The following is a 25,021-nucleotide window of genomic DNA, read 5'->3' on the forward strand; positions in this document are numbered from 1 at the left end:
GCTTATTTCTGTGCAAGGTATTCTGGTGACGCCATGGTCAGGAATACCGCAAGGCTGACCCGGTTCTTTTTGGCTGTGTCGACATTGGTTCCGGTGCCGGCAGGGACGGCGGCCGAACTGACCGCGGCGATGATCTGGTTGCGTAGCGTGGCCGACATCTGGCTCGCCGTCAGCAGCAGGCTGACCCTGTCCACCAACTGGTCCGGCGTTGCCGCCAGCGCCAGTTCGGCCGTGTAGTCAGGCTTGATGTCGCGCGCGGAGCCTGTGCCGTTGGGGATCACATCGCGCATGAAGTTCAGATAGCCGACCACGGTGGTTTCGCCGGTGATCTGCATTTCGGGCGCGACCAGCCCGGCCGCTGCAATGCCGGAATTGGGCGGCACATAGCCGGGACGGTAGAAGTTGAATACCGACGAAGAGCGCATCGGTGTTTGCCCGAGGGCAGTCAGAGGATCATCCAGGCTGCCCATCAGGAAGCGCGCCGACGTGGACTTGGCATTGAAGGCGCGCATCCAGTTCGCCAGGCGGATGACTGGCTCGCGCAGCTTGCCTGCACTCGGGTTGGACAATGTGGAATCGTCCCTGGCTTCGCTATCCATCAGGATGGCCTTGACGACCGCCTTCATGTCGCCGCGCACGCCCTGGCCGTTATTGGCGAACACTGCCGCCACACGGCTTACGTATTGCGGGCTGGGATTGCTGGTCACCAGGCGCTGTATCAATTGCTTGCCAATGAAGGGGCCGACATTCGGATGGTTGAAAAGCGTATCCATCGCCACCTTCAGGCTGGCCTCAGGATCGGCCGAGCCTTGTGCAGGCACGGTAGCGCCGAGAAAGGATTTGACCGACGTGGAATGGTATTTTGGATAGCTTTGCATCGGCTTCCAGTCCCGATCCACGTCGGGGCTGCCGCCGAAAAAACGCGTGTCGCTCTTGTCCGGGCCGGCCCAGCTCCAGCCGGTAAACACCTTGGACAGGCCGCTGATGTCGTCATTGGTATAGGTTTCCATAGCCTTGCCGCTGGCCATTTTGACAGTGCCATCCTGGTTCAGCTGGTATAGGCCTATCGTGCATAGCTGCATGACTTCACGGGCATAATTCTGGTCCGGAATACGCGCGCCGGATTCCTTCTGGTTGCGCATGGACGTCAGGTAAATGCCCATCATCGGATGCAGCGTGACGGCCTGCAGCAGGTCGCGGAAATTGCCGAAGGCATTCGTGCCCAGCATGTCGTAGTAGGAAGCGACGCCGCGTGGAAAATTGGCCACCGTACTGTCCAGGAAGGAGACCACGAAAACCTGCGACAGCGCAAACGCAACCCGCTGGCGCAACTGGTCATCCCCCGTGACTGCCTGCTGCCAGAAAGACTCAAAGAAATTGTTCTGGCTCAGTGTCTGGCCCGTGGTCAGCGTCGCGCTGATGCTATCCATATAACTGCGATGCAGCTTTTGCGGCTTGATGAATTGCGCGTCCAGCCAAGCCGAGTAGCCGCCGGTGCTGACCGCAGCGATATCCGCGCTGGTGGGGCCGAAGCTGGCCTGCTCCAGAAAGCGCGACGCCTGCGCAGAAGTGGGAGCGGGGACGGTGACAGGATCGCTGCTGCCTCCTGACGGAGGCGTGGTGCCGGTGGGGCTGCCTGGATTGGCGCCGGCAGTAGAACTTCCGCTGCTGCCCCCGCCGCCGCAAGATGCAAGGCTTAAAAGGAATACTGCCGCCAGCGTTGCCCGCATAGCTAATTTCAACATGATCTGTTCCCGCCCAAGTGGGGTTGAATGAGTAACGCAAAGTAACATTCTTAAATTACTTGAGCGAAGCAATAAGTGTTACTTTCAGTAACTCGATTGACCAAATGTAATGTGAAGTCCGCATTTAGCCGGCGTTACGACGGCAAACGGAAGAGATGGCAGCGGTGGGGCAAGACGACGGGCGGGCAGGAGTGTTGTGCGGAAGGGACAAGGATACGTTTAGGGCGTATCCCGTATTGTTCGCTTGCTAATCCGCTTCTACCAGGGTTTGATGGACGAAGGCGGACAATATAAGGCGCGACTGGGTATCCAGGTCGGCAAACTGAAAGCCGTAGCGGTAGCCATCCCCGTTTTCCATTTGCTCTATGGAACGCAGGATGATGTTGAGGGTAAGAATCTCATCATTGCCGGCAGCTCTGACCTTGAATTTGATGGTGCCGGTATCGCCTTTTTCGCCGACGATTTTTTTGATGACCCCGGAAGCACCCCCGGTGCTAAGGTCGTTCAGCAGTGCCGCTGCGGTCTGCTCCGGGTCGCCTATCGTGATCGAAGCAATGATCTTGACCGTGGCGCGCGTGCCCTGGCGGATGACGGTGCTACGGACCTGGATAGGATAAGACAGGTGCAGGTAGGGGTAGGGGAAGAATACCGATTTCAATGCAGCGCAAGTAAAGGCATAAGCCGTCTTGCCGGTGAAAGCACGCACGATAAATACTTGGCCCTCCCTGATGCGGGGAGCGCCGCCATCGCTCATCGGCGCCGATACGATAATGGATTTGCCTTTCAGGAAGCCAATCATCTTGACCGTGAACCTGGTTGCAGCATTGTCCTGCATCTGCAGGAACAGCTTTTCGCCAACGTTCCAGCGCACGCTGTCCAGGTCTATCATCTGGTCCCGGGCTTCTTCTTCTTTTTGCTCAGGAGCCGGCGGCGTTTCAGCAGCTGGTTTCGCGGGAACGGTATTCCAAAGGGAATCCATGCAATATGCGCTGACAACCAGCCGTTCCAGCTGGTGCTGGGTTTCTATGATCATGCCCGATTCGAACATCAGATTGCCGTGCACGTCGTATACCGGCCAGGGCAGCGGCTGGCCGACGCTGATGTCGGTTGGTTTGAGCGCCGTTAATGCTGAGGATTCTTCCATCTAGAGCCTGAGTATTTTATTTTTTAACCCGTTACCGTATCCGGCGCAGAGGGGCATGAAAGCCTTGCAGGACCGATATATATGGGCAATATAATATATTGAAACAATGCTTGTAGGACACGGAGCAAGCATGAAAAACGCACGATGTTGCTATTAGCGAACATAAAAAAGGGCGCCTGGGGTATTCAGGCGCCCTTTTTGCTCAATCTACCCTGTCCATGCGGGGCCGGCAGCGTTGATGATGTCGTTCGCTATCAGCTCGATATTTCGGCGCCGACCTTGACGCAATCCACGTAATAGCCGCGTTTGCCGTCGACTTCTTTTCTGACCAGGCCGTGGCAATCCGTTTCAAAGCCGGGGAATTTTTCATTGAAATCGCGCACGAACTTCAGGTAATCGACGATTGTTTTGTTGAAGCGTTCACCGGGGATCAGCAGCGGAATGCCTGGAGGGTAGGGCGTCAGCAGGATGGATGTGACACGGCCTTCCAGCTCATCGATCGATACGCGATCGATCTCCTTGTGTGCCATCTTGGAAAACGCATCCGAAGGCTTCATTGCCGGCTGCATGTCGGACAGGTACATCTCCGTCGTCAGGCGTGCCACGTCATTGGCCTTGTAGGCCTGGTGGATGCCCTGGCACAAGTCTTTCAAGCCCACGCCTTCGTAACGGGGGTTGGCCGCGGCGAACTCAGGCAGGATGCGCCACATAGGCTGGTTCTTGTCGTAATCGTCCTTGAACTGCTGCAGTGCGGTCAGCAAAGTATTCCAGCGGCCCTTGGTGATGCCGATGGTAAACATGATGAAGAACGAATACAGGCCTGCTTTTTCCACGATAACGCCGTGTTCCGCCAGGTACTTGGTGACGATGGACGCAGGTATGCCGGTCTCGCCGAACTGGCCTTCCAGCGACAGGCCCGGCGTGATGATGGTCGCCTTGATCGGGTCCAGCATGTTGAAATTGGGCGCCAGCTTGCCAAAGCCGTGCCAGTCGTCTTCGGCACGGATAACCCAGTCTTCACGCGAGCCTATGCCGTCTTCAGCGAAGGTATCCGGTCCCCATACCTGGAACCACCAGTCTTTGCCCCATTCCTGGTCGATCTTGCGCATGGCGCGGCGGAAATCCAGTGCTTCCAGGATGGACTCTTCCACCAGAGCGGTGCCGCCCGGCGCTTCCATCATTGCTGCTGCGATGTCGCAGGAGGCGATGATCGCATATTGCGGCGATGTGGAGGTATGCATCAGGTAGGCTTCGTTGAAGCTGTCCTTGTCCAGTTGCACGGTCTCGGATTCGCGGACCAGGATCTGCGAAGCCTGTGAAATGCCGGCCAGCAGTTTATGCGTGGACTGCGTCGAGAAAATCATCGACTTCTTGGCGCGCGGCCTATCCTTGCCGATCGCATGCATGTCCTTGTAGAAGTTGTGGAAGGTTGCATGCGGCAGCCAGGCTTCGTCGAAATGCAGTGTATCGATCTCGCCGTCCAGCATATCCTTCAATGTTTCCACGTTGTACACCACGCCGTCATAGGTGGACTGCGTGATGGTAAGGATGCGCGGCTTCTTGTTCTTGGCGTTGCGCGCAAAAGGATTGGCTTCAATCTTCTTGCGTATGCTTTCCATCGTGAACTCTTCCAGCGGAATAGGGCCGATGATGCCGAGGTGGTTGCGGGTAGGCATCAGGAACACCGGGATGGCGCCGCACATGATGATGGAATGCAGGATGGATTTATGGCAATTGCGATCCACAACGACGATGTCGCCGGGCGCTACCGTGGAATGCCACACCATCTTGTTGGAGGTGGATGTGCCGTTGGTGACGAAATAGCAGTGGTCGGCATTGAAGATGCGCGCCGCATTGCGTTCGGATGCGGCGACCGGGCCGGTATGGTCCAGCAGCTGGCCCAGCTCTTCGACGGCGTTGCAGACGTCAGCACGCAGCATGTTCTCACCGAAGAACTGGTGGAACATCTGACCTATAGGCGACTTCAGGAAGGCGACACCGCCCGAGTGGCCCGGGCAGTGCCACGAATAGGAGCCGTCATTCGCGTAGTGGACAAGCGCGCGGAAAAACGGCGGCGCCAGGCCGTCCAGGTAGGACTTGGCTTCGCGGATGATATGGCGCGCGACGAACTCCGGCGTATCTTCAAACATGTGGATGAAGCCGTGCAATTCGCGCAGGATATCGTTGGGGATATGCCGCGAAGTGCGGGTTTCACCGTACAGATAGATGGGGATATCGGAATTCTTGTAGCGAATTTCTTCGACGAAGGCGCGCAGCGATTTGAGTGCGTGATCGGTCTCTTCGTCAGTGCCGCCGCCGAACTCTTCATCGTCGATGGACAGGATGAATGCGGAAGCGCGCGACTGCTGCTGCGCAAACTGCGACAGGTCGCCGTAGCTAGTCACGCCCAGGACTTCCATGCCTTCTTTTTCCATCGCATCGGCAAGTGCGCGGATACCGAGGCCGGAAGTATTTTCTGAACGGAAGTCTTCGTCAATGATGACGATAGGGAAGCGGAATTTCATGGAGGTCTCCAAAAAACATGAAAGGGAGACGCCTGGGCAAGTTAACCGGGATCAATAAGAAGGCCGGTTATAGCAACCGCTTGCGCGCCGAAAAATTCAAAGACCGAATTTTCTCAGATATGGGGGCGGAGATGTGAAAAAAAATCCCAAATCCGGCCCCAGCGCGAAAATTTCATGGTCCGGTCACACTAAGCGGCCGTATTGCACGGCCTGCCGTGCATTGTCAGGAGGGAGTCAGACGCTTTCAGGCACTCCGGGCAGGCTCAGAAGCTGTAGCTGGCCGCCGAAAACACGGAAACCGGGTTTTTCTGGTCTACGAACGGACTCCTGGCGGAATCTCCCACCAGATGCTTGACCGAAGCGCCTGTGATCAGGGACCACTTGGAATCTATGCTCCAGTTCCAGTTTGCGCCCAGGCGGATATCGGTAATGCCGGAGGATGGCGTGAACTGCGTGTAGCCGCTGGCGGCGGCCTGTGCAGCCGTCACGCCGAAATACGACTGCTGGTAGTTGGAGTTGGCCCAGTTGGCATCCAGCGTCGCGGACAGGCGGTGCTTATTGTTCAATGCCGTGGTATAGCGGCCACCGAGGCTAAGCTGCAAGCCGTTCCGGTCCACGCCCGAACCGTAGCGCAGCGACGAAACCAGTGCGTAGTTCGCGGTGGGCACGTAATTAAAGAACACGCCGGGCTCCAGTGCCGCATCGACATCGCCTAGCCCATGCAGGCGGCCGGACCTCGATTCGTCACGCGAGGGTTCGACCGTCACGCGCAAACCATACTGGATGGTGGGATCTTTGGACAGGTTGTATCCCAGGCCGGAGACCAGGCTGACAAAGGCGCCGTTCTTCCACTGCGCATCAAACAGCGGATATTCAGCCAGCCTGCGCTGGTCGGACCCCGTATAGCGCGGCAGCGACAGCAAGGCCGCTCCCAGTGAAAAATTGACATCCTTGCCGCCAGCGCCGGGCGGCGTGAGCTGTGCGAATTCCTCGCTCTGGGCAAAAGCGGGGAGCGCGCCGGACAAGGCAGCGGAAAGCAGCGCAAAACAGAGTATTTTTTTCATTCTTATACCTCTTGCCTATCCTGTCAGATATGCAGCCAGGCCAGTACGGCCAGTACGACTCCCAGGCCGGCTACGCCGTATGAACCATATTGCAGCCATTTTTTCTTCGTCAGCAAAGTGATCGCAGCAAGGGAAATGGCGATCTGCACGGCCGTCATTGCCTGCGCCCAGCGATGGTGCTGATGCAGTGCTGCTTCCGATTTATGCTCGAATTCAGTCGCTTCAGCTTCTAATGCTTCCGCCTTTTTCTTGATGTCTTCTTTTTCAGTCTTGTAGCGTTCTATGTCCGCCTTGTACTTGTCCGGATTGACGCCAGGCAGCGTCAGCGCCAGTTCCGCCAGGTTTTGCTTGTTGGACTTGGACTGGTAGTAATTCCACTGATCGGACGCTTCAGTTTTCCTGATTGCCGAATCGTTCTTGAACATGCCTGCATCGTTTTGCGTGGCACCGCCCTGGTAGCCGAATAGGGCGCCTACTGTCGCCATGATCGCTGTCATGACGGCGATCCTGCTGGCGAAATCATCATTGCCATGGGCCGCATGTTCCAGTTCATGGTCGTGCGGGCCGTGTACGTGGAAACCTGATTCAGACATGAATTCCTCTGTTTTTGTTATACGTTACGAACGCGTAGGTAAAATCGGTTTGCTCGGAGCGCCGTGCTTCCCTGGATGTTTCCGTCCATTCTTGCGAAGAAATAGCGGGAAAAAAAGCATCGCATTGGAAACGGCGGTGAATTTCGGTGACGACCAGCTTGTCCGCCAGCGGTAGCGCCTGTTCATAGATCTGTGTGCCGCCGATGACGAAAGCGTCGGCGCCGTTGGTAAGGCGTACCGCCTCATCCAGCGTATGCACGCATTCCACGCCCTCGTGGCGCCATTCGCGATTACGGGAGACGACAATATTGCGCCTGTTCGGTAAGGCCCTGCCGATAGAATCAAAGGTTTTTCTACCCATGATCACGGCGTGACCGGACGTGGTGCTCTTGAAGTGCGCCATATCTTCGGGCAGCTTCCAGGGCAGGGTATTGTTGATACCGATACCCATATTGCTATCCGTTGCAACAATAATAGTGAGTGATGACATAGTAATGACTGTTAACGACTGGATACTAGCGCCTGGCGAAAACTGCAACCAGTGGATTTGCCTAGTTTTACAACATGGAGACAGGCTACCAAATACAGCGACAATCAACCCGCAGTTTCGGCAAAATGTGCCATGGCCTGCGTGCAGCACTGAGAGTCCGTGATTTTTAATTCTTTAAACTTGTATTCAAAAATCGAAACCGGCTTGCGCGTGATCAGCAAATAGCGAATGAGGGGTGTGGCGGCAAATTCCTGGAGTTGCTCCAGTTAACTGAAGTATAGATGGCAAATGCCACCCGTCCAAGATTTCGCCTGCATCAATTCTCGTCCGATATGCCCATCGATTTGATCAATGATATTGCCACCGACATGTGCCCCATTATAACAGGGCAGGGCTTGCCAATCTGCAATCCCGCACCCGTATGGCGGGCAGGGAAGGACCAGTTTGGTGCGTAAAATAGGCAATACTATCGTTACCGGCAAAAGATTATTCGGTGAATAGCGGCCTGCATGCCCGTTGGCAGAACGCAGGCTCGCCAGCGTCCAAATTAAGCAGGCTTTATACGGAGGCCAGCGGGCTATTTCGATGATTTTGATGCTTAACTGGCAACTTGGATGACAAAGAAAATTTGTGATGGATGTCGCTTTAAAGACACAAGCCTTGCGCGAGCCCGGCTTGCCATCCAGCCAAGATCGTTGACTTGATCTTGTCCAGACACCCCTGATTTGGCTGTTTCAGGTGGATACGGTATCCGGCTGTTTTTGCGGTGCCTGGTCCGATGTAGAGGAGCCGGCAGATCCCGCCGCACTTGCTGGAGAGGATCCGTCAGCCGAGTCTGGCGCCTTGCCTGAGGCGATCGCCGCTTTTTGCGCTGACTCAAAATCGTCGAAGCCCTTTGTCACCAGATCATGCGTTTTGTGCAGGCTGGCGGAGATCTTGTCGGACATTGTGCCCAGGCTCATCAGTATGTTGCCGGCTTCTGCAAAGCCTTTTTCAAAGCCGCTCCGTATCTGGTTCATGAAATTGCTCAGCGCTGTCGTCGAGTCTTCATCCGGATGTTGCTTCTGGTATTCGCCAAAAAAGCCGGTTGCCATGGAGACGATGCGGTCGGCCGTTCCATCCGGCGTATTGTCGCCGCCTGCGGCTTTTTGCAGCGCATCCGTACCGGAACCGGACTTCAGGGCCTCGTTGATTGCATTGATTGCCGACTTATATAACAGCGGCATAGGATCATTCTTGCTGTTGATCGTCACGATGGTACTGGCCGAAGCACTGACAGATGCACCGGTGTAGGAGGCTGGCAGAGGGGATTTTTTCAGCGTTGCGGGATTGCTGGCGATGATGCGCTGGCTTGCCTGTGCCGCTGCGCTGGTATTATTAAATGACGCCGCACTTGTCATGACTATTCCTGTAAGGCTGAATTGGGCTTCGGATCGCGCTGAGGCGGGTCACATGAAAAAGTTCCATCGCGCCCATGTTTGTTACCTTTGTAGTAACGGCTTGCTTTGGAAAAACTATAGTCATTTTTTCATTTTTGACCAATTTCAATGGCATCCGATTCCACTAATACTTCCGGGGGCGCCGATTCGCAGAAAATAATCAGGCCTTCCGCGAGTCAGTTAAAATAGCGTTAACGCCCGCTGGCGATGTATTAAGCATTACATAGATGCTTGCTTTATTGACAGCGCAACACGCCTTGCTGACCTATCCAAAACAAATGAAACAGTACCTCGACCTAGTAAATACCATTATCGAAACCGGCAGCTGGCAGGAAAACCGCACAGGCACCAGGACCATACGTATTCCCGGCGCCATGATGCGCTTTGACCTGTCGCAAGGATTTCCGGCAGTCACAACCAAGAAACTTGCATTCAAATCGGTGGTCGGGGAGCTGGTCGGCTTTTTGCGCGCATCACGCAGCGCCGCAGACTTTCGCGCGCTGGGCTGCAAGGTCTGGGACCAGAACGCCAATGAAAACAAGGAGTGGCTCGCCAACCCGTTCCGGGAAGGCTTGGATGACCTTGGCCCTGTCTATGGCGTTCAATGGCGGGAATGGCCGGCCTACAAGCTGATTGATGTGGCACGCGCGGACCAGATCAGTGCGGCCCAGGAGCATGGGTTCCGCGTGGTGTCCGAACTCCAGGACACCGGCGTGAATAAGGTGTTGCTGTATAAGGCGGTTGACCAGCTCCGGGAGTGCCTGGATGCCATCATCAACAACCCGGGAAGCCGCCGCATACTTTTTCACGGCTGGAACTGCGCCGATCTGGATGCCGTGGCGCTGCCTGCCTGCCATCTGCTATACCAGTTTATTCCCGATGCCGGAACCAAAGAGCTGTCGCTCTGCCTGTACATTCGCAGCAATGATATTGGCCTGGGCGCGCCTTTCAATATGGCCGAAGGTGCTGCGCTGCTTCATCTGGTAGGCCGCCTGACCGGGTATACGCCGAAATGGTTTACCTATTTTATCGGCGATGCCCATATTTATGAAAACCATCTGGATATGCTGAAACAGCAGGTTCAGCGTGAACCACTGCCTTTGCCTGTGCTGAAGATCGCCGACCGGGTTCCCGACTATGCGGTGACAGGCAAATACGAACCGGAATGGCTGGAAAAAATCGAGCCTTCGGATTTCATCCTGGAGCAATACGAACACCACGCACTCCTTACCGCACCTATGGCTGTATAGCAGCATCCGGCGGCTTGCCGCCGGATGTGCATACCTGGCCGCTTCCGGCCCAGGTATCTAGTGGTTCAACAGGGGGTTGTTGGATTCTGTGCTGCCGGGCGCAGTCAGCGGGATGCTGATTTCAAAACGCGATCCCTGGCCCATCACGCTGGAAACACGGATTTCGCCGCCCAGCACATTGCTGATGATATTGAAGGTGATGCTGAGGCCTAGCCCGCTGCCGCCCTGGCCGAATTTAGTCGTGAAAAAGGGCTCAAATATACGGTTGATGATCTCGGCAGGAATGCCTTTGCCATTATCCTCAAAAACGATCAGTACATGGTCGCCCTGTTGCTGAGCGAAGCAGCGCATGTGGCCTTCGCTGCGGCCGTCCAGCCCATGCGCCACCGCATTATTGACGAGGTTGGTAAATACCTGGCCCAAGGGACCGGGATAGCTATCCAGCTCGATATTGGCCGGAATATCCAGCTCCAGCGTAAATGGCGTTTTACGCAGGCTGGAGTGCAGCAGGGCAGCCAGTTCCTGTAGCATGACCAGCAAGGTAAACTGCCGACGCTGGGCGCTGGACTGATCTACCGCAACCTGTTTGAAGTCGCCGACCAGACGGGCAGATTGTTGCAGGCCGCGCAATAGCAGCTTGGTCGATTCCGCGGCAGTGGCGGCGTAGCGGCTCAGGTCGGAACGGCGCATCGCGCCTTGTTCCAGCAAGTTCAGCAAATTCTTGGTTTCTTCTTCCAGCGTGCTGGCCACCAGCAGGCAATTGCCCAGCGGCGTATTCAGCTCGTGCGCCACGCCGGCCACCATGGAACCCAGCGCTGCCATGCGTTCCACGCGCGCCAGTTCGTTTTGCGCACTGTTGACGTTGGCCAGCGCCGATTCGAGGTTGAGGTTGGCGTTTTCCAGTTCCTGCGTGCGCAGCTTGACCTTTGATTCCAGCGTGCCTGAATATTCCAGCAGCTGCTGGTTCTTGACTTCCAGGTCGGAGAAGGAGCGTTGCAGTGCTTGCCGCGTTGCTTCCAGGCTGAGCGCCAGGTGGCCGAGTTCATCTTCGCGGTTCAGCGAGATCGGTTCCGTCAGCTCGCCGTTGGCAAGGCGGTCGGACTCGCTCATCAGTACGCGGATAGGTTGCACCAGCCGCCATTGCAGCACCAGCAGAATAAAGGCGATTGCCATGATCAGCGACAGCGCGGCGGTAATCGCGTAGCGGTTGCGGTCGGAGCGCAGGCTTTCCAGCAGCAGGTCTTCCGCCATTGTCAGTTTGACTTCGCCAATGACCTGCTCGCCGTGCTTGATTTCATGCGACAAGGTCATGAACGGGCCGGTCTGCGTGGCCATGCGTTTGTCGTTGGTAATGAAATTCTTGTGGTCCGGAAGCGTGATCACTTCAATCTTGGCAACGCGCTCATCGGAATAGACAACTTCGCTGGAGACATTGGCAATTTCGGGGGTGATCTGCCACAGGGGCTCGCTCAGGATAACCGCGAGGATATCGGCCAGGCGCTTGTGGTCTTCGGCCATGCGTATTTTGGCCGCGTTTTCGATCGTGCGAAGATGGAAAGGGATCAGGATGGCCGAAGGGAAAATCAATCCTACGCAAACCGCCGAGATAATGGCTGACCTGAGAGTGATTCGGCTGCGGACGGCAGATAAGAGATGTCGAAACTGCATTGCAAGATCCTTGTGCATCACTTTCTGATGAGCGAATTTAGAAGGTCAGCCCGGCGTAATTCCCTCGAACTGAAAACTACTCCAAACGCAATGCCACATGCGATCCGCATGGCCCCCGCAATACGCACTGAGTGCGATATCTTGTCTGTACCTATAGGCCTTTTGTATTATCTTCTCTGCATCACGGGCAAGCTTGGCAATAGTAGAAGATTTTTTGCGTTTCGGCAAGTTGCGCATGGTCTAAAAAGACAAAACCCGTCTGGAAAGAGACGGGTGTGGGGTTTCAGTCTTTATTTTGCCTCATCAATCCAGGCCATCTGTATCGCTTCCAGAATTTTTTCACCGGAGCGCTGCGGATCGTCATCAAATCCTTGCAGTTCGCATACCCACTGATGGAGATCGGTGAAACGTATGGTCAGCGGGTCGATATCGGGAAATTGATCATACAGGGCTTCAGCGATCTGTATGGTGTCGGTCCATTTCATGACGCCATTCCTTTGCATGTTAATCACTTCGCACGAATCTGTTTAATGATTTTCGCGGGCGTGGTTGATCGTGTACTTGGGAATTTCTATCGTAATGTCTTCGTCTCCCAGCACAACCTGGCAGGACAACCGGGACGTCGCTTCCAGGCCCCAGGCCGCATCCAGTAAATCCTCTTCATCATCGGTGGATTCATTCAAGGATTTGAAACCCTCCCTGATGACCACGTGGCAGGTAGTGCAAGCGCAGGACATTTCACAGGCATGCTCAAGCTCAACGTCACTTTCCAGCAAGGCTTCGCATAAGGATTTGCCCTTGGGGGCGTCGATGACCGTGCCTTCCGGGCACAGCATAGGGTGGGGCAATACAATAATTTGAGGCATTTTCTTCTCGATTCAGATATATCAGGATGGCCGGCGGCTTACACGCATGCAGTGGCGTTCTCAGGCGATGTCGTCCAGCCGCTTGCCCGCCAGCGCGGTACGCACACTCTGGTCCATGCGACGTGCAGCGAATTCTTCAGTGCCGTCGGCCAGCGCCTCGATAGCCAGCTTCAGCGCCTGGTGATCGGCATCGCCGGACAAGGCTTTCACCTGCTGCATCAATCCTGCAATGGCAGTACGTTCGGGTTCAGACAGCAGGCCGCTATCTGCATCCAGCGCCGACTGGGTTGCCAGTAAAATGCGTTCAGCCTCCACCTGCTCTTCTTTCAGCGCGCGTTGCAGCATATCGACGTCGGCGGATTTGAAGGAGTCCTGCAGCATGCGCGCTACCTCGTCATCACCCAGGCCGTAGGAAGGTTTGACGGCTATAGACGCCTCCACACCGGAACGCAACTCCCTTGCGGAAACAGACAATAGACCGTCCGCATCCACCTGATAGGTAATGCGGATACGTGCTGCGCCGGCTGCCATTGGCGGAATGCCGCGCAATTCGAACTTGGCCAGCGAGCGGCAATCGCTGACGAGCTCGCGCTCGCCTTGCACAACGTGGATTGCCAGTGCGGTCTGGCCGTCTTTGAAGGTTGTGAATTCCTGTGCGCGGGCGCAGGGGATCGTTGAATTACGGGGGATGACTTTTTCTGCCAGGCCGCCCATGGTTTCCACGCCCAGCGACAGGGGAATGACATCCAATAGCAGCCAGTCGTCACCCGGTGCGCGATTGCCGGCCAGCAGGTTGGCCTGTATCGCGGCGCCCAGCGCCACAACTTTGTCGGGGTCGATGTTTGCCAGCGGTACGGTCTGGAAAAAATCACCGACTGCCTTACGCACGTGCGGCATGCGGGTGGCGCCGCCAACCAGGACTACACCGTCCACATCGTCTATGGACAAGCCGGCATCGCGCAACGCTTTTTTGGACGGCGCAATAGTCTTGGCCACCAGATGCTGTGTGATTTCAACAAATACCGAAGCCTCGATGACCAGATGGACTTCCTCGCCAGAACCCAGTACCGCATCAAAGTGGGTGGATGCCTTGGTGGACAGGGTCTCCTTGGCTTCTCTTGCCTTGACCATCAGCAGGCTGGTGTCTTCATCGGACAACGGCGACAGGTGTGCCTGCTGCAGGATCCAGCAAAACAGCCGGTGGTCGAAATCATCGCCGCCCAATGCGGAGTCGCCGCCTGTTGCCTGGACTTCAAACACGCCCTTGCTCATTTTGAGGATGGAGACATCAAAAGTGCCGCCGCCAAGGTCGTAGACCGCGTAGATGCCTTCCGATCCGTTATCCAGGCCATAGGCAATCGCCGCCGCAGTCGGTTCGTTCAGCAAGCGCAGCACATTCAGGCCGGCCAGCTTGGCCGCATCCTTGGTGGCCTGGCGCTGTGCATCGTCGAAGTAGGCCGGCACCGTAATCACTGCACCGACCAGATCGTCGCCCAGGGCATCTTCGGCTTGCTGGCGCAAGGTTGCCAGTATCTGCGCGGAAATTTCTACCGGGCTTTTCAGGCCGGCCACCGTTTTCAGCTGCACCATGCCTGGCGCATCGTGGAAGTCGTAAGGCAGGTTTTCTGCGTAGGCAATATCTTTCAGTCCGCGTCCCATGAAGCGCTTGGCGGATACCACCGTATTTTTAGGATCGGTTGTCTGTGCTGCCTGTGCCTTGTAGCCGATATGCGCATGGCCGTTCGGCAGATAGCGCACGACGGATGGCAGCAGCGGGCGGCCTTCTTCATCGTTCAGCACTTCGGGAACGCTGTTGCGCACAGTAGCCACCAACGAATTGGTCGTACCCAGGTCTATGCCGACAGCCAGTCTGTGCTGGTGCGGCGCGGTGGACATGCCCGGTTCTGAAATCTGTAGAAGTGCCATCTTTATTTTTTATTGATATTGAGTGATGCGAATATTATGCGCAGTATAAGGCCGTACGGCTTTTGTTTCCCGCGGCGACAGCAATGCCGGCATGTTAATCCGCGTAGGCGGTTATGTCCGCCATAAATTTTTCCAGGAACATGCATGTGCGCACTATCTGGGCCGCCTGGGGGAAATTTCCAGCATCCAACGCCACGCCAGCTGCTTCCAGCTGGGCCTTCAGTGCTGCGCGCACCTGTGTTTCCAATGCCTCCAGCGCTGCGTCGTCGCCTGCCTGCCTGGCGTCATCAAAGGCTTCACGCCATTCCATCTGCTGCATCAGGAAGGCTGCCGGCATTGAAGTATTGGATTCGGACTGCAAATCCACACCGTTCAGCTCGCATAGATAACTGGCACGCTTCAGCGGTTTTTTCAGCGTCTGGTAGGCTTCATTGGCACGGATCGCCCACTGCATCGCCACCCGTTTTTCGGCGTCGCCCGCCTGCACGAACTTGTCCGGATGCACAGTTGCCTGGACTTCCCTGTAGGCAGCATCCAGCTGGGCCATATCCAGCGTATAGCGCTGGGGCAAGTGGAACAGGTCGAAGTGGTTTTGCATCGGAACGTAGACTTGGCTGAAAATGGCTAAGAAGCAGAATGAGAGGGGAGATGAGTCCCACGCTTACCGCACCAAGCCTGGCGGCTGCCGGCTTTGGCGCAGTATCGGCGTGCTATCGGCGGCCAGGTTAAATCCTGAAACTTTCGCCGCAACCGCACTCGTCCTTGACGTTGGGGTTGTAGAACTTGAAGCCTTCGTTCAAGCCTTCGCGAGCAAAATCAAGTTCGGTGCCGTCAATGTAAGGCAGGCTTTTCGGATCGACAAACACTTTCACGCCGTGGGATTCAAACACGCTGTCGTCGCCTGTCATTTCATCCACGTATTCCAGCTTGTATGCCATGCCGGAGCAGCCGGTGGTGCGGACGCCAAAACGCAGGCCTATGCCTTTGCCCCGGCGCTCCATATACCGTGTGACGTGCTTCGCTGCTTTTTCTGTCAAGGTAATTGCCATGTTCAGAAGCCTAAGTAAATGAGATCGAAATCAGGCTGCCTGGCCGGTAGTAACGCCATGCTTGGTTTTGTAGTCCAGCACGGCAGCCTTGATCGCATCTTCAGCCAGGATCGAGCAATGGATCTTCACAGGCGGCAAGGCCAGTTCTTCCGCGATCTGGGTATTCTTGATGGCCAATGCCTGGTCCAGTGTCTTGCCCTTGACCCATTCGGTCACCAGCGACGAAGAGGCGATGGCAGAGCCGCAGCCGTAAGTCTTGAATTTTGCGTCTTCGATCAGGCCGTCGGCGCCGACTTTGATCTGCAGCTTCATCACGTCGCCGCAGGCAGGCGCACCGACCATGCCGGTACCGATAGTGTCGTCACCCTTGTCGAAAGCGCCGACATTGCGTGGATTTTCGTAGTGGTCCAACACTTTTTCTGAGTATGCCATTTTGATGCTCCTTGCCTAAATGATTTGAGTAGGATTAAAACCGGGCCTGATTAGTGGGCTGCCCATTGGATGGAGCTGATATCGACGCCATCCTTGTACATATCCCACAGCGGCGACAGTTCGCGCAGCTTGCCCACCTTGGCTTTAAGTAAATTGATCGTGAAATCGATATCCTCTTCGGTGGTGAAGCGGCCTATCGTGAAACGGATGGAGCTATGCGCCAGCTCGTCGCTGCGGCCCAGCGCGCGCAATACATAAGAAGGCTCCAGGCTGGCGGATGTACATGCGGAACCGGACGATACCGCGATATCCTTGATTGCCATGATCAGTGATTCGCCTTCCACATAGTTGAAGCTGACGTTCAGGTTGTGCGGCACACGGTGCTCCATGTCGCCATTGACATAGGTTTCCTCGATTTCCATCAGGCCTTTTGCCAGGCGGTCGCGCATTGCCCTGATGTGTGTCAGTTCGCTATCCATTTCTACCTTGGCGATGCGGAAGGCTTCGCCCATGCCGGCGATCTGGTGCGTCGGCAGTGTGCCGGAACGCAGGCCGCGTTCGTGACCGCCGCCGTGCATCTGGGCTTCTATCCGTACACGAGGCTTGCGGCAGATGTACAGCGCGCCTATGCCTTTGGGGCCGTAGGTTTTATGCGCAGTAAAGGTCATCAGGTCGACTTTGGTTTTTTGCAGGTCGATCACGACCTTGCCGGTTGCTTGTGCCGCGTCGCAATGGAAGATGATGCCTTTTTCGCGGCACAGCGCGCCAATTTCGTCGATAGGCTGGATCACGCCGATTTCGTTATTGACCAGCATCACCGATACCAGAATGGTGTCAGGACGGATAGCTGCTTTCAGTTGCTCGATAGTGATCAGGCCGTTGTCCTGCGGCTGCAGGTAAGTCGCTTCAAAACCCTGGCGTTCCAGCTCACGCACGGTATCCAGCACAGCCTTGTGCTCGGTTTTTACCGTGATGATGTGCTTGCCCTTGGATTTGTAGAATTGCGCCGCGCCCTTGATGGCCAGGTTATTGCCTTCGGTTGCACCGGAAGTCCAGATGATTTCGCGCGGATCGGCATTGACCAGCGCCGCCACATGGCCGCGCGCCTCTTCTACCGCGGCTTCCGCATCCCAGCCGTACATGTGGCTGCGCGATGCGGGGTTGCCGAATTGCGCGCGCAGGAAAGGAATCATCTTGTCGGCAACGCGGGGATCCACCGGCGTCGTCGCCGAGTAATCCATGTAGATTGGAAAGTGCGGAGCCTTGATGGCATCAATCAAGCTTTTTTCCAGAGGGGCGTTCATGTAGTGCTCCAATAAAATATATAAGATACTTATGTACTAAGGCGTTACGTGGCTGTGATGGACGACGACCACGTTCTTTTCCGCATTCTTTTGTTTTTGCTGGTTGACCAGATCCTGCAAGGATACAGAATCCAGATAATCCACCATTTTCGCATTCAGCGTTGCCCACAGCTCGTGCGTCATGCAGCGCGCCCCGGTTGCCTGGTCGGCGCCGTGGCAGTTTTCCTTGCCGCCGCACTGCGTCGCATCCAGGGGCTCGTCCACTGCAATGATAATGTCCGCTACCGTGACTTGCTGTGCCTTCCGTGCCAGGCTGTAACCGCCGCCCGGGCCTCGTACCGACTCAACAATCTCATGCCTGCGCAGTTTGCCGAACAGCTGTTCCAGGTAGGACAAGGAAATGGCCTGCCGCTGGCTGATTCCTGCAAGCGTCACCGGACCCTTGTCCTGGCGCAATGCCAGGTCTATCATGGCCGTTACTGCAAAACGGCCTTTCGTAGTTAGACGCATGAATCATGTACTCCAGGCTTTAGGCTTTACTATTAATCAACATTGTTATTGGCAAATAATTACTTTTGCCCTGAGATGTTGAGCGATTTGATCAAGTATAACAAACTTGAGTGATTCTGTCAGGAATAGCCCTGATTACACTATGGTGAAGCGCGCTTTTCATGCTTCAATATATGGTCTCGCACATAACAATAATCAACATGAAAAACCGCCTGATCCGGATTTTTATTTTACTGACGGCGTTCAGTTGCGTGATGGCGCATGCGCAGACGTCACGCCTGGACGAGGTTCTGCAGTCTGGCAAACTGCGTGTTTGCATGACCGGGGACTACCGTCCGTTTACCTACCAGCGCCCCGACGGCACATTTGAAGGCATGGATGTCGATCTCGCATTATCGCTGGCCAAGGCGATGGGCGTGCAGGCTCAGTTCGTTAAAACCAGCTGGACCGGGCTGATGAATGACTTCCTGGAAAAATGTGACATTGCGATGGGCGGCGTTTCCATCACACTGGAGAGACTGAAGAAAGCAGGCTTTGCGCAATCGCACATGCTGGATGGCAAATCGCCGATTGCGCGCTGTACCGACGCCTCCAAATTCCAGAGCCTGGCAGCGATGGATCGGCCGGGTGTTCGCGCCATCGTCAATCCGGGAGGCACCAACGAGCGTTTTGCGCGAGCCAGCTTCAAGCAGGCAACGGTGATCCTGCATCCAGACAATGTCAGCATCTTTGAGCAGATCGTGCAGGGCAAGGCCGATATCATGGTGACGGACAGCAGCGAAACGCTGTGGCAAAGCAAACAGCATCCCGAACTATGCGCGATCAATCCGGACAAGCCCCTGCAGTTTGCCGAGAAAGCCATCATGCTGCCGCGTGGAGATGTCGCCTTCAAGGCATGGATCGATGCGTGGATGCATATCCAAAAGGAAACCGGCGCTTACCAGTTGCTGTTCAACCGGTGGTTGAAATAGAAAGAGGGCGGCTCAGCCCGCTTGCCTGGACTGCAGGTACAGTTGTTCTACCTTTTCCCGCGCCCAGGGAGTTTTGCGCAGAAATTTCAGGCTGGACAGTATGCTGGGGTCATGGGTGAAGCAGCGGATATTGATCCGTTTTCCCATTTCATCCCAGCCATAAAACGCAACCAGATCAGTCAGGATGGCTTCCAGCGTCATGCCGTGCAGCGATGCGGGCGAGTTTTCCGGCTTCATTTTTTTACCTTCGTCTTATTATTGATGAGAAGTGCCTTGCGCTCAGGCGTGTAGGCCCACCACGGTAGCGGCGGAGCGCCTTCCATGAAGCGCACCGCCGACATGAACGTGTCGATGACACAGGGATCATGCCTGGCATTGCTTGCTTCGCACAGCGCTTCATATAGTTGCATAGGGTCTTTTCCTACCAGTTGCTGCGGCGTCGCCACGCCGATCAGCCGCAGATCGGCGGCGCAGGCCTTGCCTATATTCGGCAGGTCTTCCAGCTTGACGGCGTTTTCTCTCGATGTTTTCGGCATGCGCGTTTCCTAAGATTCCCTAAGGGCGGTACCAGAGTTCGGGGCGCTTTTCCGGCAGGCTATTCGGCCCCAGCAGCGGATTTTTCAATTCCAGCACGCGGCGCTTGCCCAGGTTGGCGCTTTTTACCATCGGTAACTGGTATTTCCTGAACAGCTTTTCAAAGCTGCCGTCGGCCACCGCTTTTTCCAGCCCCACACGCAGATCCCTGGCCAGTTCGGGCCTGCGGGGGCTGACGAAAAAGTACAGCGCTGCCGGATAATGCAGCACAATTTCCTGCTCGATCTCCAGGTTATGCTCCGGATGAACACGCAGCTCATCGCCAATTTCCATTACCGAGCGCGGAAAGTAGTCGAAGCGCTTGCCGGTCAGCATATTGAACAGCGCATCATATGCCGTTGCCGTGACGACCGGCAAGCCATTGCTTTGCAGGATAGGCGTGTCCGGCCAGTCGTGCTCCTGTCCGGCCTTGAAGGCCTGCAGGTCGCGAACCGTCCTGACCCCATGAAAAATGCTGCTGCGTTCCGCTTTCACCAGCGAGATGCGCCAGCCTATCAGACCCTTGTCTATCGGAATTTTAATTGCCAGCAGTTGCGCCTCCCTTTCGGCGCTGGTCATGGTCCATAGCAGATCGGCTTCGCCATGCTCGGAAAGCATTTCTTGTATCACGCGCGCTTGCTGCATTTTCAAGTCTGTTGCCGCCAACTGGTATTTTTTTCCGCTGAGGCGCAAGCCCAGGTTCAATATGGCCAGTATGTATTCGGATTGCGGATCGTCTTCGTTGAATAGCTGAGGATAGCGCACGACTGCCGTTTCAGCCGCGGACGACAAAACGGGACTGCAAACGATCAGCAATGCCAGCAGCATGCACAGTAAGCTATGCAGCGAATATTTTTTCATTCTATGTAAGGTGGTGCGAAATGATAAGGCACGTCAGGTACATTCGCTACATTAGCCAGCACTGTTGTCAGACAGGCGCACTGGTAAACGGCATCCATTTCGCGAAAGCCTGCATCCGTGAAATGATGTCATAAAGCAAGCGAATACTACTTGGTTTTCAGTTTCCTTACTTATCTGGCATGTAACAGCAATGCTGGTGCGCAAAAAAATCCGGTCCGCTCGCACGGTACCGGACTTTTTTGACATTCGCGTTACATGGTTGCCTGCTGCTTATGCAGACTCAACTACGGTTAGATATCGAAGCTGATACCTTGCGCCAGCGGCAATGAATGGCTGTAGTTGATGGTATTGGTGGAGCGGCGCATATAGGCCTTCCATGCATCCGAACCCGACTCACGTCCGCCGCCGGTTTCTTTCTCGCCGCCGAAAGCGCCGCCGATTTCAGCACCGCTGGGGCCGATATTGACGTTGGCAATGCCGCAGTCGCTGCCGCTATCGGACATGAAAGCCTCCGCTTCGCGGATATCGGTTGTGAAGATACTGGAAGACAGGCCTTGCGGCACCGCATTGTTCATCGCGATAGCCTGCTGCAAGTCGGTGTAGCGGACAATGTACAGGATAGGGGCAAATGTTTCATGATGCATCACATTGCCTTGCAACGGCATTTCCACCAGCGCCGGACGCACATAGTAGCCATCCTCACATGCTGCCACCGTCACGCGTTCGCCACCGGTCACCTGGCCTTGTTCTTCGCCAGCGGCTGCCAGCGCAGTCTGCATGCCGTCAAAAGCGGCACGGTCGATCAGCGGGCCGATCAGTGTCGTTTTTTCCAGCGGATTGCCGATAGGCAGGCCCGCATAGACTTTTTTCAGGCGCGGCACCAGCGTGTCGTACACGCTGTCGTGCACAAACAGGCGGCGCAGGGTGGTACAGCGCTGGCCGGCAGTACCCACGGCGGAGAAGGTGATGGCACGTACCGCCATTTCCAGGTCGGCACTCGGAGCGACGATCATTGCATTGTTGCCGCCCAATTCCAGTATGGTTTTCGCCAGGCGCGCTGCGCAGTCTTCTGCCACTTTGCGGCCCATGCGGGTGCTGCCTGTGGCGCTGACCAGCGGAACACGTTTGTCATTGACCATCTGCGCGCCGGCTTCGCGGTCGCCGATGATCAGTTCCGCCAATCCCGCCGGAGCTTCGCTGCCAAAACGCGCGACGGCTTTCTGGAACAGGGCATGCACGGCAACCGCTGTCAATGGTGTCTTTTCCGACGGTTTCCATGTCACGCTATTGCCGCAGACGAAAGCCAGCGCGGCGTTCCAGGCCCATACCGCAACCGGGAAGTTGAACGCAGAGATCACGCCTACCACGCCGAGCGGGTGCCACACTTCCATCATCCGGTGGCCAAGGCGCTCAGACGCAATGGTCAGGCCATACAATTGGCGCGACAGGCCTACGGCGAAATCGCAGATGTCGATCATTTCCTGCACCTCACCCAGACCTTCCTGCAGGATCTTGCCGGCTTCCAGCGTCACCAGCTTGCCCAGTGCTTCCTTGTGGGTGCGCAGTTCTTCTCCAAACAGGCGAACCAGTTCGCCGCGGCGCGGCGCCGGCACATTGCGCCATTGCAGGAAGGCGGCATGCGCGCGGTCTATCTTGGCCTTTACCTGGTCTGCGTTATCGGCACGCAGAACGGCCAGCACCTGGCCGCTGATCGGCGACGTGCTGGTAATGTCCTTGCCTTCGTAGTCGGCCAGCTTGGCGCCCATTTCAGACAGCAATGCTGCCAGGACGGCTTGATTTGTTTCCATGTTTATCTCCGAAAATGGCCCGGTAGGGCCATCTGAATCTTGTTTCTCATTTGTGTGTCTTTTCAACCGGCTTGCCCGTGATGCGGGCGTGCCGGAGAAACTGCATCACCGCATCGTTACACGGCGTAATAACGTCCAAAGCGGTTCGCCAGGAAGTCGGACAAACTGGCTTGCTCCTGGCGCACCAGTCCGTGCTTCGGTAGTTTACCCTGAACCACCAGATCCACCATAGCGCAAATTCCGGAAGCAGTCGTCAGCTGGATCGCCGACAGCAGTTGACCGTTGACCATCTGGCTGTATATTTTCTTCGCATAGGTTTCCTGTTCCAGCCGGCCTTCACGGGTGCCGGCAACGCTGACGAACACCAGGACCACGTCCTGCTTGGTCATGGGAATCGACGCTTCCATCACTTCTTTCAGGATATGGCGGCGGTCAGGCTGACCCAGTTGCAGGTCGCGTATCAGCATCTTGACGATATCGCGGTGGCCGGGGTAGCGCACGGTCTTGTAGTTCAGGTTCTGCACCTTGCCGGCCAGGCTTTCGCACAGCGTGCCCAGGCCGCCGGACGTGTTGAACGCTTCATAGTCAACGCCGTCCAGCGAGAAATGTTCAATTTCTTCCAGTGCGGAAGTTTCGCGCAGACCGCCATCTACAATCGCTTCGCAAGGGTTGCAGTATTCATTGATCAGCCCGTCGGTACTCCAGGTCAGGTTGTACTTCAAGGCATTGCTGGGATAGGTAGGCAGGGCGCCGACGCGCATGTTGACATCGCGCAGGCGGTCGAAGCGTTTGGCAACATCGTTGGCGACAATGGAGATAAAGCCCGGCGCCAGGCCGCACTGAGGAACGAAAGCGCAATCGGCGTTTTCTGCTAGCTGCTTGACGATACGGGTACTTTCCACGTCTTCAGTCAGGTCGAAATAATGCGAATTGGCTGCCTTTGCGGCGCCGGCAATGATGGGTGTCAGGAAGTAGGGACAGGCCGACAGCGTAACCTGGTGGCCGCGTATCAATTCGGTGACCGCATTCTTGTCCGATAAGTCAGCCTGTATAGTCTTCACGTTCGGGAAGGCTGCCTGTTCCACATATTTCAGGCGCTGCGGGTCGCGGTCGGCAACGGTGATCTGGTAATCGCCGGTATGGGAGAGCAGGTTCAGGATGGCGTCGCCGATTTTGCCGGCGCCGAGCAGGATGAGTTTGGTAGTCATGAAGGTCTCCAGAATGCAGTTGGTAGGAAGTGCAGCTGGGATAAGTGTATTTGTAAGTTTTGTCAGATAATAGAGTGTAAAATATCGTCAATATGCTCATCAATACAGCAATTTGACTAATATTCAATATAAAACGACGAAATGAAACCCAGCCTGGACGATGTAGACAATAAAATTCTTGCGCTGCTGATGGATAATGCGCGTCTGCCGGTGACGACGATTGCCAAGCAGGTGGACATTGCGAGAACGACTGTCATCGCGCGCATCAGTGCATTGGAAAAGAGGGGAGTCATCGCCGGCTATGGCTTGAAACTGAACCAGGAAATGTTCCAGCCGGCGGTGCGCGCCTATGTCGGCCTGTCGGTGGAAGCTCGCTACGGAGCTGGTTTAATAAAATATTTACAGCAACTGCCAGAAGTGGAGACGCTATGCGCTGTCAGCGGCGCCATCGATTACATGCTGACACTGCGCTGTGCTACAACCGAAGTGCTGGATCGCCTGTTGGATCAGATCGGCGCGCTGGACGGCGTGCGCCAGACCTCGACTTCCATCATCCTCAGCAAGCGCATAGACCGGGGCGCGTTGTAGCCGCTGCGGTAGCCTGTAATGTTGCCTTACGGTGAGGTCGCACAAAAAAACAGCCGGTCACAAACCGGCTGTTTTGATGTTGATGCGCGAAACCTGTCAGGATTGGCTGCTTGGCTTGGTGACGCGCCCGCTGCCTGGTTCGTCAGCAGCATTTTTCTTGTCGGGGCACATTTCGGCAAAGTGCGTGGAAGTCTGCTGCAGTATCTGCAAATGGATCGAAGCCCGGTCAACCCCGGTGCGGTCCAGGTAGACGGGCTGCGCAGGCGAAGTGGCAGCGGACGCAGACGCCGACGCAGCGCTCATCGCTTTGCGGCTATCCATCTGCATGGTTTTTTCCGGCATGGTCAGTGCGATCAGGTTGGCGCAAAATGCGCTGCTGACCATCATGGTGGACAACAGGATGCCCAATAAAGCGGATCTCTTTAACATGATTATTCAGTCTTTACATTATTTATAGTAATAATATGCGAATTCTTAGCCGAGTTGCGCAGCTTCTTTGATTTTTACTGCGGAATTCAGCGCCAGCAGGTGATTTGCCGCCGGTTTAGCCAACTGTTCCTGCTTCAGGCTCGCTGATTTTTCCGATGCCGTAAGCCGCTTTGCCACCAGTATCACCGTCTGCACATTGACATCCTGCTCCGCCATGGCCTGTTTCTCTTCAGGCGAAGGCCGTTTTGCCGATATGACAACTGTATGCACAGTGCCATCCGTCATGATAGCAGGTGTTGAGGCAGAATTACGAGCAGTTGATGCCAATCCCAGCGATGCCACCGTGGCAGCAGCAAGCAGCGCGCCGAGCACCAGATTGAAGGTTCTGGCTTGAAACGATGACTGCAGGGTAGGGCTGGCTTTCATGTTCATCTCCGGTGTGATTGTAGTGCCGATGTCAGCACTGTAGGGAAGTCTTCCCCTTGTCGCTAACACAATGCGATGAAATGCCTGAATCACGGGATAAACCCGGCAAAAGCAGGTCTGGAATGCAGACAAAATCCCGGCCTCTGATGGCT

At 55.8% G+C, this 25,021-nt stretch carries 26 protein-coding genes; 3 read left to right on the forward strand and 23 right to left on the reverse strand.

The genetic code is table 11. From position 1 onward, the window contains the following. Positions 1 to 2 precede the first annotated feature (2 nt). The 7 genes from ACO0LO_RS06635 to ACO0LO_RS06665 all read right to left on the reverse strand — a co-directional run bounded on the left by ACO0LO_RS06635 (position 3) and on the right by ACO0LO_RS06665 (position 8,961). Positions 3 to 1,745 carry a DUF1800 domain-containing protein gene (locus ACO0LO_RS06635; protein WP_422963403.1) on the reverse strand — a complete coding sequence of 581 codons (1,743 nt, stop codon included), beginning with the start codon at positions 1,743 to 1,745 and terminating at the stop codon, positions 3 to 5. A 247-nt stretch (positions 1,746 to 1,992) separates the two neighbouring features. Next, positions 1,993 to 2,889: a flagellar brake protein gene (locus tag ACO0LO_RS06640; RefSeq protein WP_422963404.1), complete on the reverse strand. Its 897-nt coding sequence runs from the start codon at positions 2,887 to 2,889 to the stop codon at positions 1,993 to 1,995. Positions 2,890 to 3,143: 254 nt separating this feature from the next. Next, on the reverse strand, positions 3,144 to 5,414 hold the full coding sequence (locus tag ACO0LO_RS06645; RefSeq protein WP_422963405.1) for an Orn/Lys/Arg decarboxylase N-terminal domain-containing protein: 2,271 nt from the start codon (positions 5,412 to 5,414) through the stop codon (positions 3,144 to 3,146). 263 nt (positions 5,415 to 5,677) lie between these two features. Then, positions 5,678 to 6,478, reverse strand: a complete 801-nt coding sequence (locus ACO0LO_RS06650; protein WP_422963406.1) for a MipA/OmpV family protein — start codon at positions 6,476 to 6,478, stop codon at positions 5,678 to 5,680. 23 nt (positions 6,479 to 6,501) lie between these two features. Then, the gene (locus tag ACO0LO_RS06655) at positions 6,502 to 7,071 is read right to left on the reverse strand and encodes a DUF4337 domain-containing protein (RefSeq protein WP_422963407.1); all 570 of its coding nucleotides are present in this window, start codon (positions 7,069 to 7,071) and stop codon (positions 6,502 to 6,504) included. Next, on the reverse strand, positions 7,064 to 7,561 hold the full coding sequence (locus ACO0LO_RS06660; protein WP_422963408.1) for a dihydrofolate reductase: 498 nt from the start codon (positions 7,559 to 7,561) through the stop codon (positions 7,064 to 7,066). The genes ACO0LO_RS06655 and ACO0LO_RS06660 overlap by 8 nt, the downstream gene beginning before the upstream one ends. A 734-nt stretch (positions 7,562 to 8,295) precedes the next feature. Then, positions 8,296 to 8,961 carry a DUF5610 domain-containing protein gene (locus tag ACO0LO_RS06665; RefSeq protein WP_422963409.1) on the reverse strand — a complete coding sequence of 222 codons (666 nt, stop codon included), beginning with the start codon at positions 8,959 to 8,961 and terminating at the stop codon, positions 8,296 to 8,298. 317 nt (positions 8,962 to 9,278) lie between these two features. Here ACO0LO_RS06665 and ACO0LO_RS06670 point away from each other — a divergent pair, with 317 nt between their 5' ends. Beyond that, positions 9,279 to 10,250, forward strand: coding sequence for a thymidylate synthase (locus ACO0LO_RS06670; protein WP_422963410.1), 972 nt, complete (start codon positions 9,279 to 9,281; stop codon positions 10,248 to 10,250). 57 nt (positions 10,251 to 10,307) lie between these two features. Here ACO0LO_RS06670 and ACO0LO_RS06675 read toward each other — a convergent pair whose 3' ends face one another. From ACO0LO_RS06675 to iscR, 9 genes are all read right to left on the reverse strand, one after another. Continuing rightward, on the reverse strand, positions 10,308 to 11,837 hold the full coding sequence (locus tag ACO0LO_RS06675) for a sensor histidine kinase (protein ID WP_422963411.1): 1,530 nt from the start codon (positions 11,835 to 11,837) through the stop codon (positions 10,308 to 10,310). A gap of 371 nt (positions 11,838 to 12,208) precedes the next feature. Next, entirely contained in the window at positions 12,209 to 12,403 is a 195-nt protein-coding gene (gene iscX / locus ACO0LO_RS06680; protein ID WP_422963412.1) for a Fe-S cluster assembly protein IscX, read from the reverse strand. Positions 12,404 to 12,445: 42 nt separating this feature from the next. Continuing rightward, positions 12,446 to 12,784, reverse strand: coding sequence for an ISC system 2Fe-2S type ferredoxin (gene fdx / locus ACO0LO_RS06685; RefSeq protein ID WP_422963413.1), 339 nt, complete (start codon positions 12,782 to 12,784; stop codon positions 12,446 to 12,448). A 60-nt stretch (positions 12,785 to 12,844) separates the two neighbouring features. Then, positions 12,845 to 14,710, reverse strand: a complete 1,866-nt coding sequence (gene hscA, locus ACO0LO_RS06690; protein WP_422963414.1) for a Fe-S protein assembly chaperone HscA — start codon at positions 14,708 to 14,710, stop codon at positions 12,845 to 12,847. 94 nt (positions 14,711 to 14,804) lie between these two features. Next, a complete protein-coding gene (gene hscB, locus ACO0LO_RS06695) occupies positions 14,805 to 15,308 on the reverse strand; it encodes a Fe-S protein assembly co-chaperone HscB (RefSeq protein WP_422963415.1) in 504 nt (167 codons plus the stop codon). A gap of 127 nt (positions 15,309 to 15,435) precedes the next feature. Then, on the reverse strand, positions 15,436 to 15,759 hold the full coding sequence (iscA, locus tag ACO0LO_RS06700; protein ID WP_422963416.1) for an iron-sulfur cluster assembly protein IscA: 324 nt from the start codon (positions 15,757 to 15,759) through the stop codon (positions 15,436 to 15,438). Between the two features lie 30 nt (positions 15,760 to 15,789). Continuing rightward, positions 15,790 to 16,191, reverse strand: coding sequence for a Fe-S cluster assembly scaffold IscU (gene iscU / locus ACO0LO_RS06705; RefSeq protein ID WP_422963417.1), 402 nt, complete (start codon positions 16,189 to 16,191; stop codon positions 15,790 to 15,792). A 50-nt stretch (positions 16,192 to 16,241) separates the two neighbouring features. After that, the gene (locus ACO0LO_RS06710; RefSeq protein WP_422963418.1) at positions 16,242 to 17,495 is read right to left on the reverse strand and encodes an IscS subfamily cysteine desulfurase; all 1,254 of its coding nucleotides are present in this window, start codon (positions 17,493 to 17,495) and stop codon (positions 16,242 to 16,244) included. A gap of 36 nt (positions 17,496 to 17,531) precedes the next feature. After that, complete coding sequence (iscR, locus tag ACO0LO_RS06715; protein WP_422963419.1) at positions 17,532 to 18,005, reverse strand: Fe-S cluster assembly transcriptional regulator IscR; 474 nt, start codon at positions 18,003 to 18,005, stop codon at positions 17,532 to 17,534. Positions 18,006 to 18,205: 200 nt separating this feature from the next. On the opposite strand from iscR, the gene ACO0LO_RS06720 reads away from it, so the two are divergent. Continuing rightward, positions 18,206 to 18,976 (forward strand): transporter substrate-binding domain-containing protein, encoded by a 771-nt coding sequence (locus ACO0LO_RS06720; protein ID WP_422963420.1) that lies wholly within the window; start codon positions 18,206 to 18,208, stop codon positions 18,974 to 18,976. 12 nt (positions 18,977 to 18,988) lie between these two features. Here ACO0LO_RS06720 and ACO0LO_RS06725 read toward each other — a convergent pair whose 3' ends face one another. From ACO0LO_RS06725 to ACO0LO_RS06745, 5 genes are all read right to left on the reverse strand, one after another. Then, positions 18,989 to 19,213, reverse strand: a complete 225-nt coding sequence (locus tag ACO0LO_RS06725) for a VF530 family DNA-binding protein (protein WP_422963421.1) — start codon at positions 19,211 to 19,213, stop codon at positions 18,989 to 18,991. After that, positions 19,210 to 19,512, reverse strand: coding sequence for a helix-hairpin-helix domain-containing protein (locus ACO0LO_RS06730; protein WP_422963422.1), 303 nt, complete (start codon positions 19,510 to 19,512; stop codon positions 19,210 to 19,212). Before ACO0LO_RS06730 ends, ACO0LO_RS06725 begins: the two co-directional genes overlap by 4 nt. 19 nt (positions 19,513 to 19,531) lie before the next feature. Continuing rightward, positions 19,532 to 20,410 (reverse strand): hypothetical protein, encoded by an 879-nt coding sequence (locus tag ACO0LO_RS06735; protein WP_422963423.1) that lies wholly within the window; start codon positions 20,408 to 20,410, stop codon positions 19,532 to 19,534. A 290-nt stretch (positions 20,411 to 20,700) separates the two neighbouring features. Then, on the reverse strand, positions 20,701 to 22,218 hold the full coding sequence (locus tag ACO0LO_RS06740) for an aldehyde dehydrogenase family protein (protein WP_422963424.1): 1,518 nt from the start codon (positions 22,216 to 22,218) through the stop codon (positions 20,701 to 20,703). A gap of 116 nt (positions 22,219 to 22,334) precedes the next feature. After that, positions 22,335 to 23,426 (reverse strand): saccharopine dehydrogenase C-terminal domain-containing protein, encoded by a 1,092-nt coding sequence (locus ACO0LO_RS06745; RefSeq protein ID WP_422963425.1) that lies wholly within the window; start codon positions 23,424 to 23,426, stop codon positions 22,335 to 22,337. Between the two features lie 141 nt (positions 23,427 to 23,567). Between ACO0LO_RS06745 and ACO0LO_RS06750 the strand changes: the two genes are divergently transcribed. Next, the gene (locus ACO0LO_RS06750; protein ID WP_422963426.1) at positions 23,568 to 24,014 is read left to right on the forward strand and encodes an Lrp/AsnC family transcriptional regulator; all 447 of its coding nucleotides are present in this window, start codon (positions 23,568 to 23,570) and stop codon (positions 24,012 to 24,014) included. A gap of 96 nt (positions 24,015 to 24,110) precedes the next feature. Here ACO0LO_RS06750 and ACO0LO_RS06755 read toward each other — a convergent pair whose 3' ends face one another. Beyond that, positions 24,111 to 24,443, reverse strand: coding sequence for a hypothetical protein (locus tag ACO0LO_RS06755; RefSeq protein ID WP_422963427.1), 333 nt, complete (start codon positions 24,441 to 24,443; stop codon positions 24,111 to 24,113). A gap of 45 nt (positions 24,444 to 24,488) precedes the next feature. Then, positions 24,489 to 25,001, reverse strand: a complete 513-nt coding sequence (locus tag ACO0LO_RS06760; RefSeq protein ID WP_422963428.1) for a hypothetical protein — start codon at positions 24,999 to 25,001, stop codon at positions 24,489 to 24,491. Between the last annotated feature and the right edge of the window lie 20 nt (positions 25,002 to 25,021).

The organism is Undibacterium sp. TJN25, from assembly GCF_049339885.1.
Classification (GTDB): Bacteria; Pseudomonadota; Gammaproteobacteria; order Burkholderiales; family Burkholderiaceae_D; genus Undibacterium.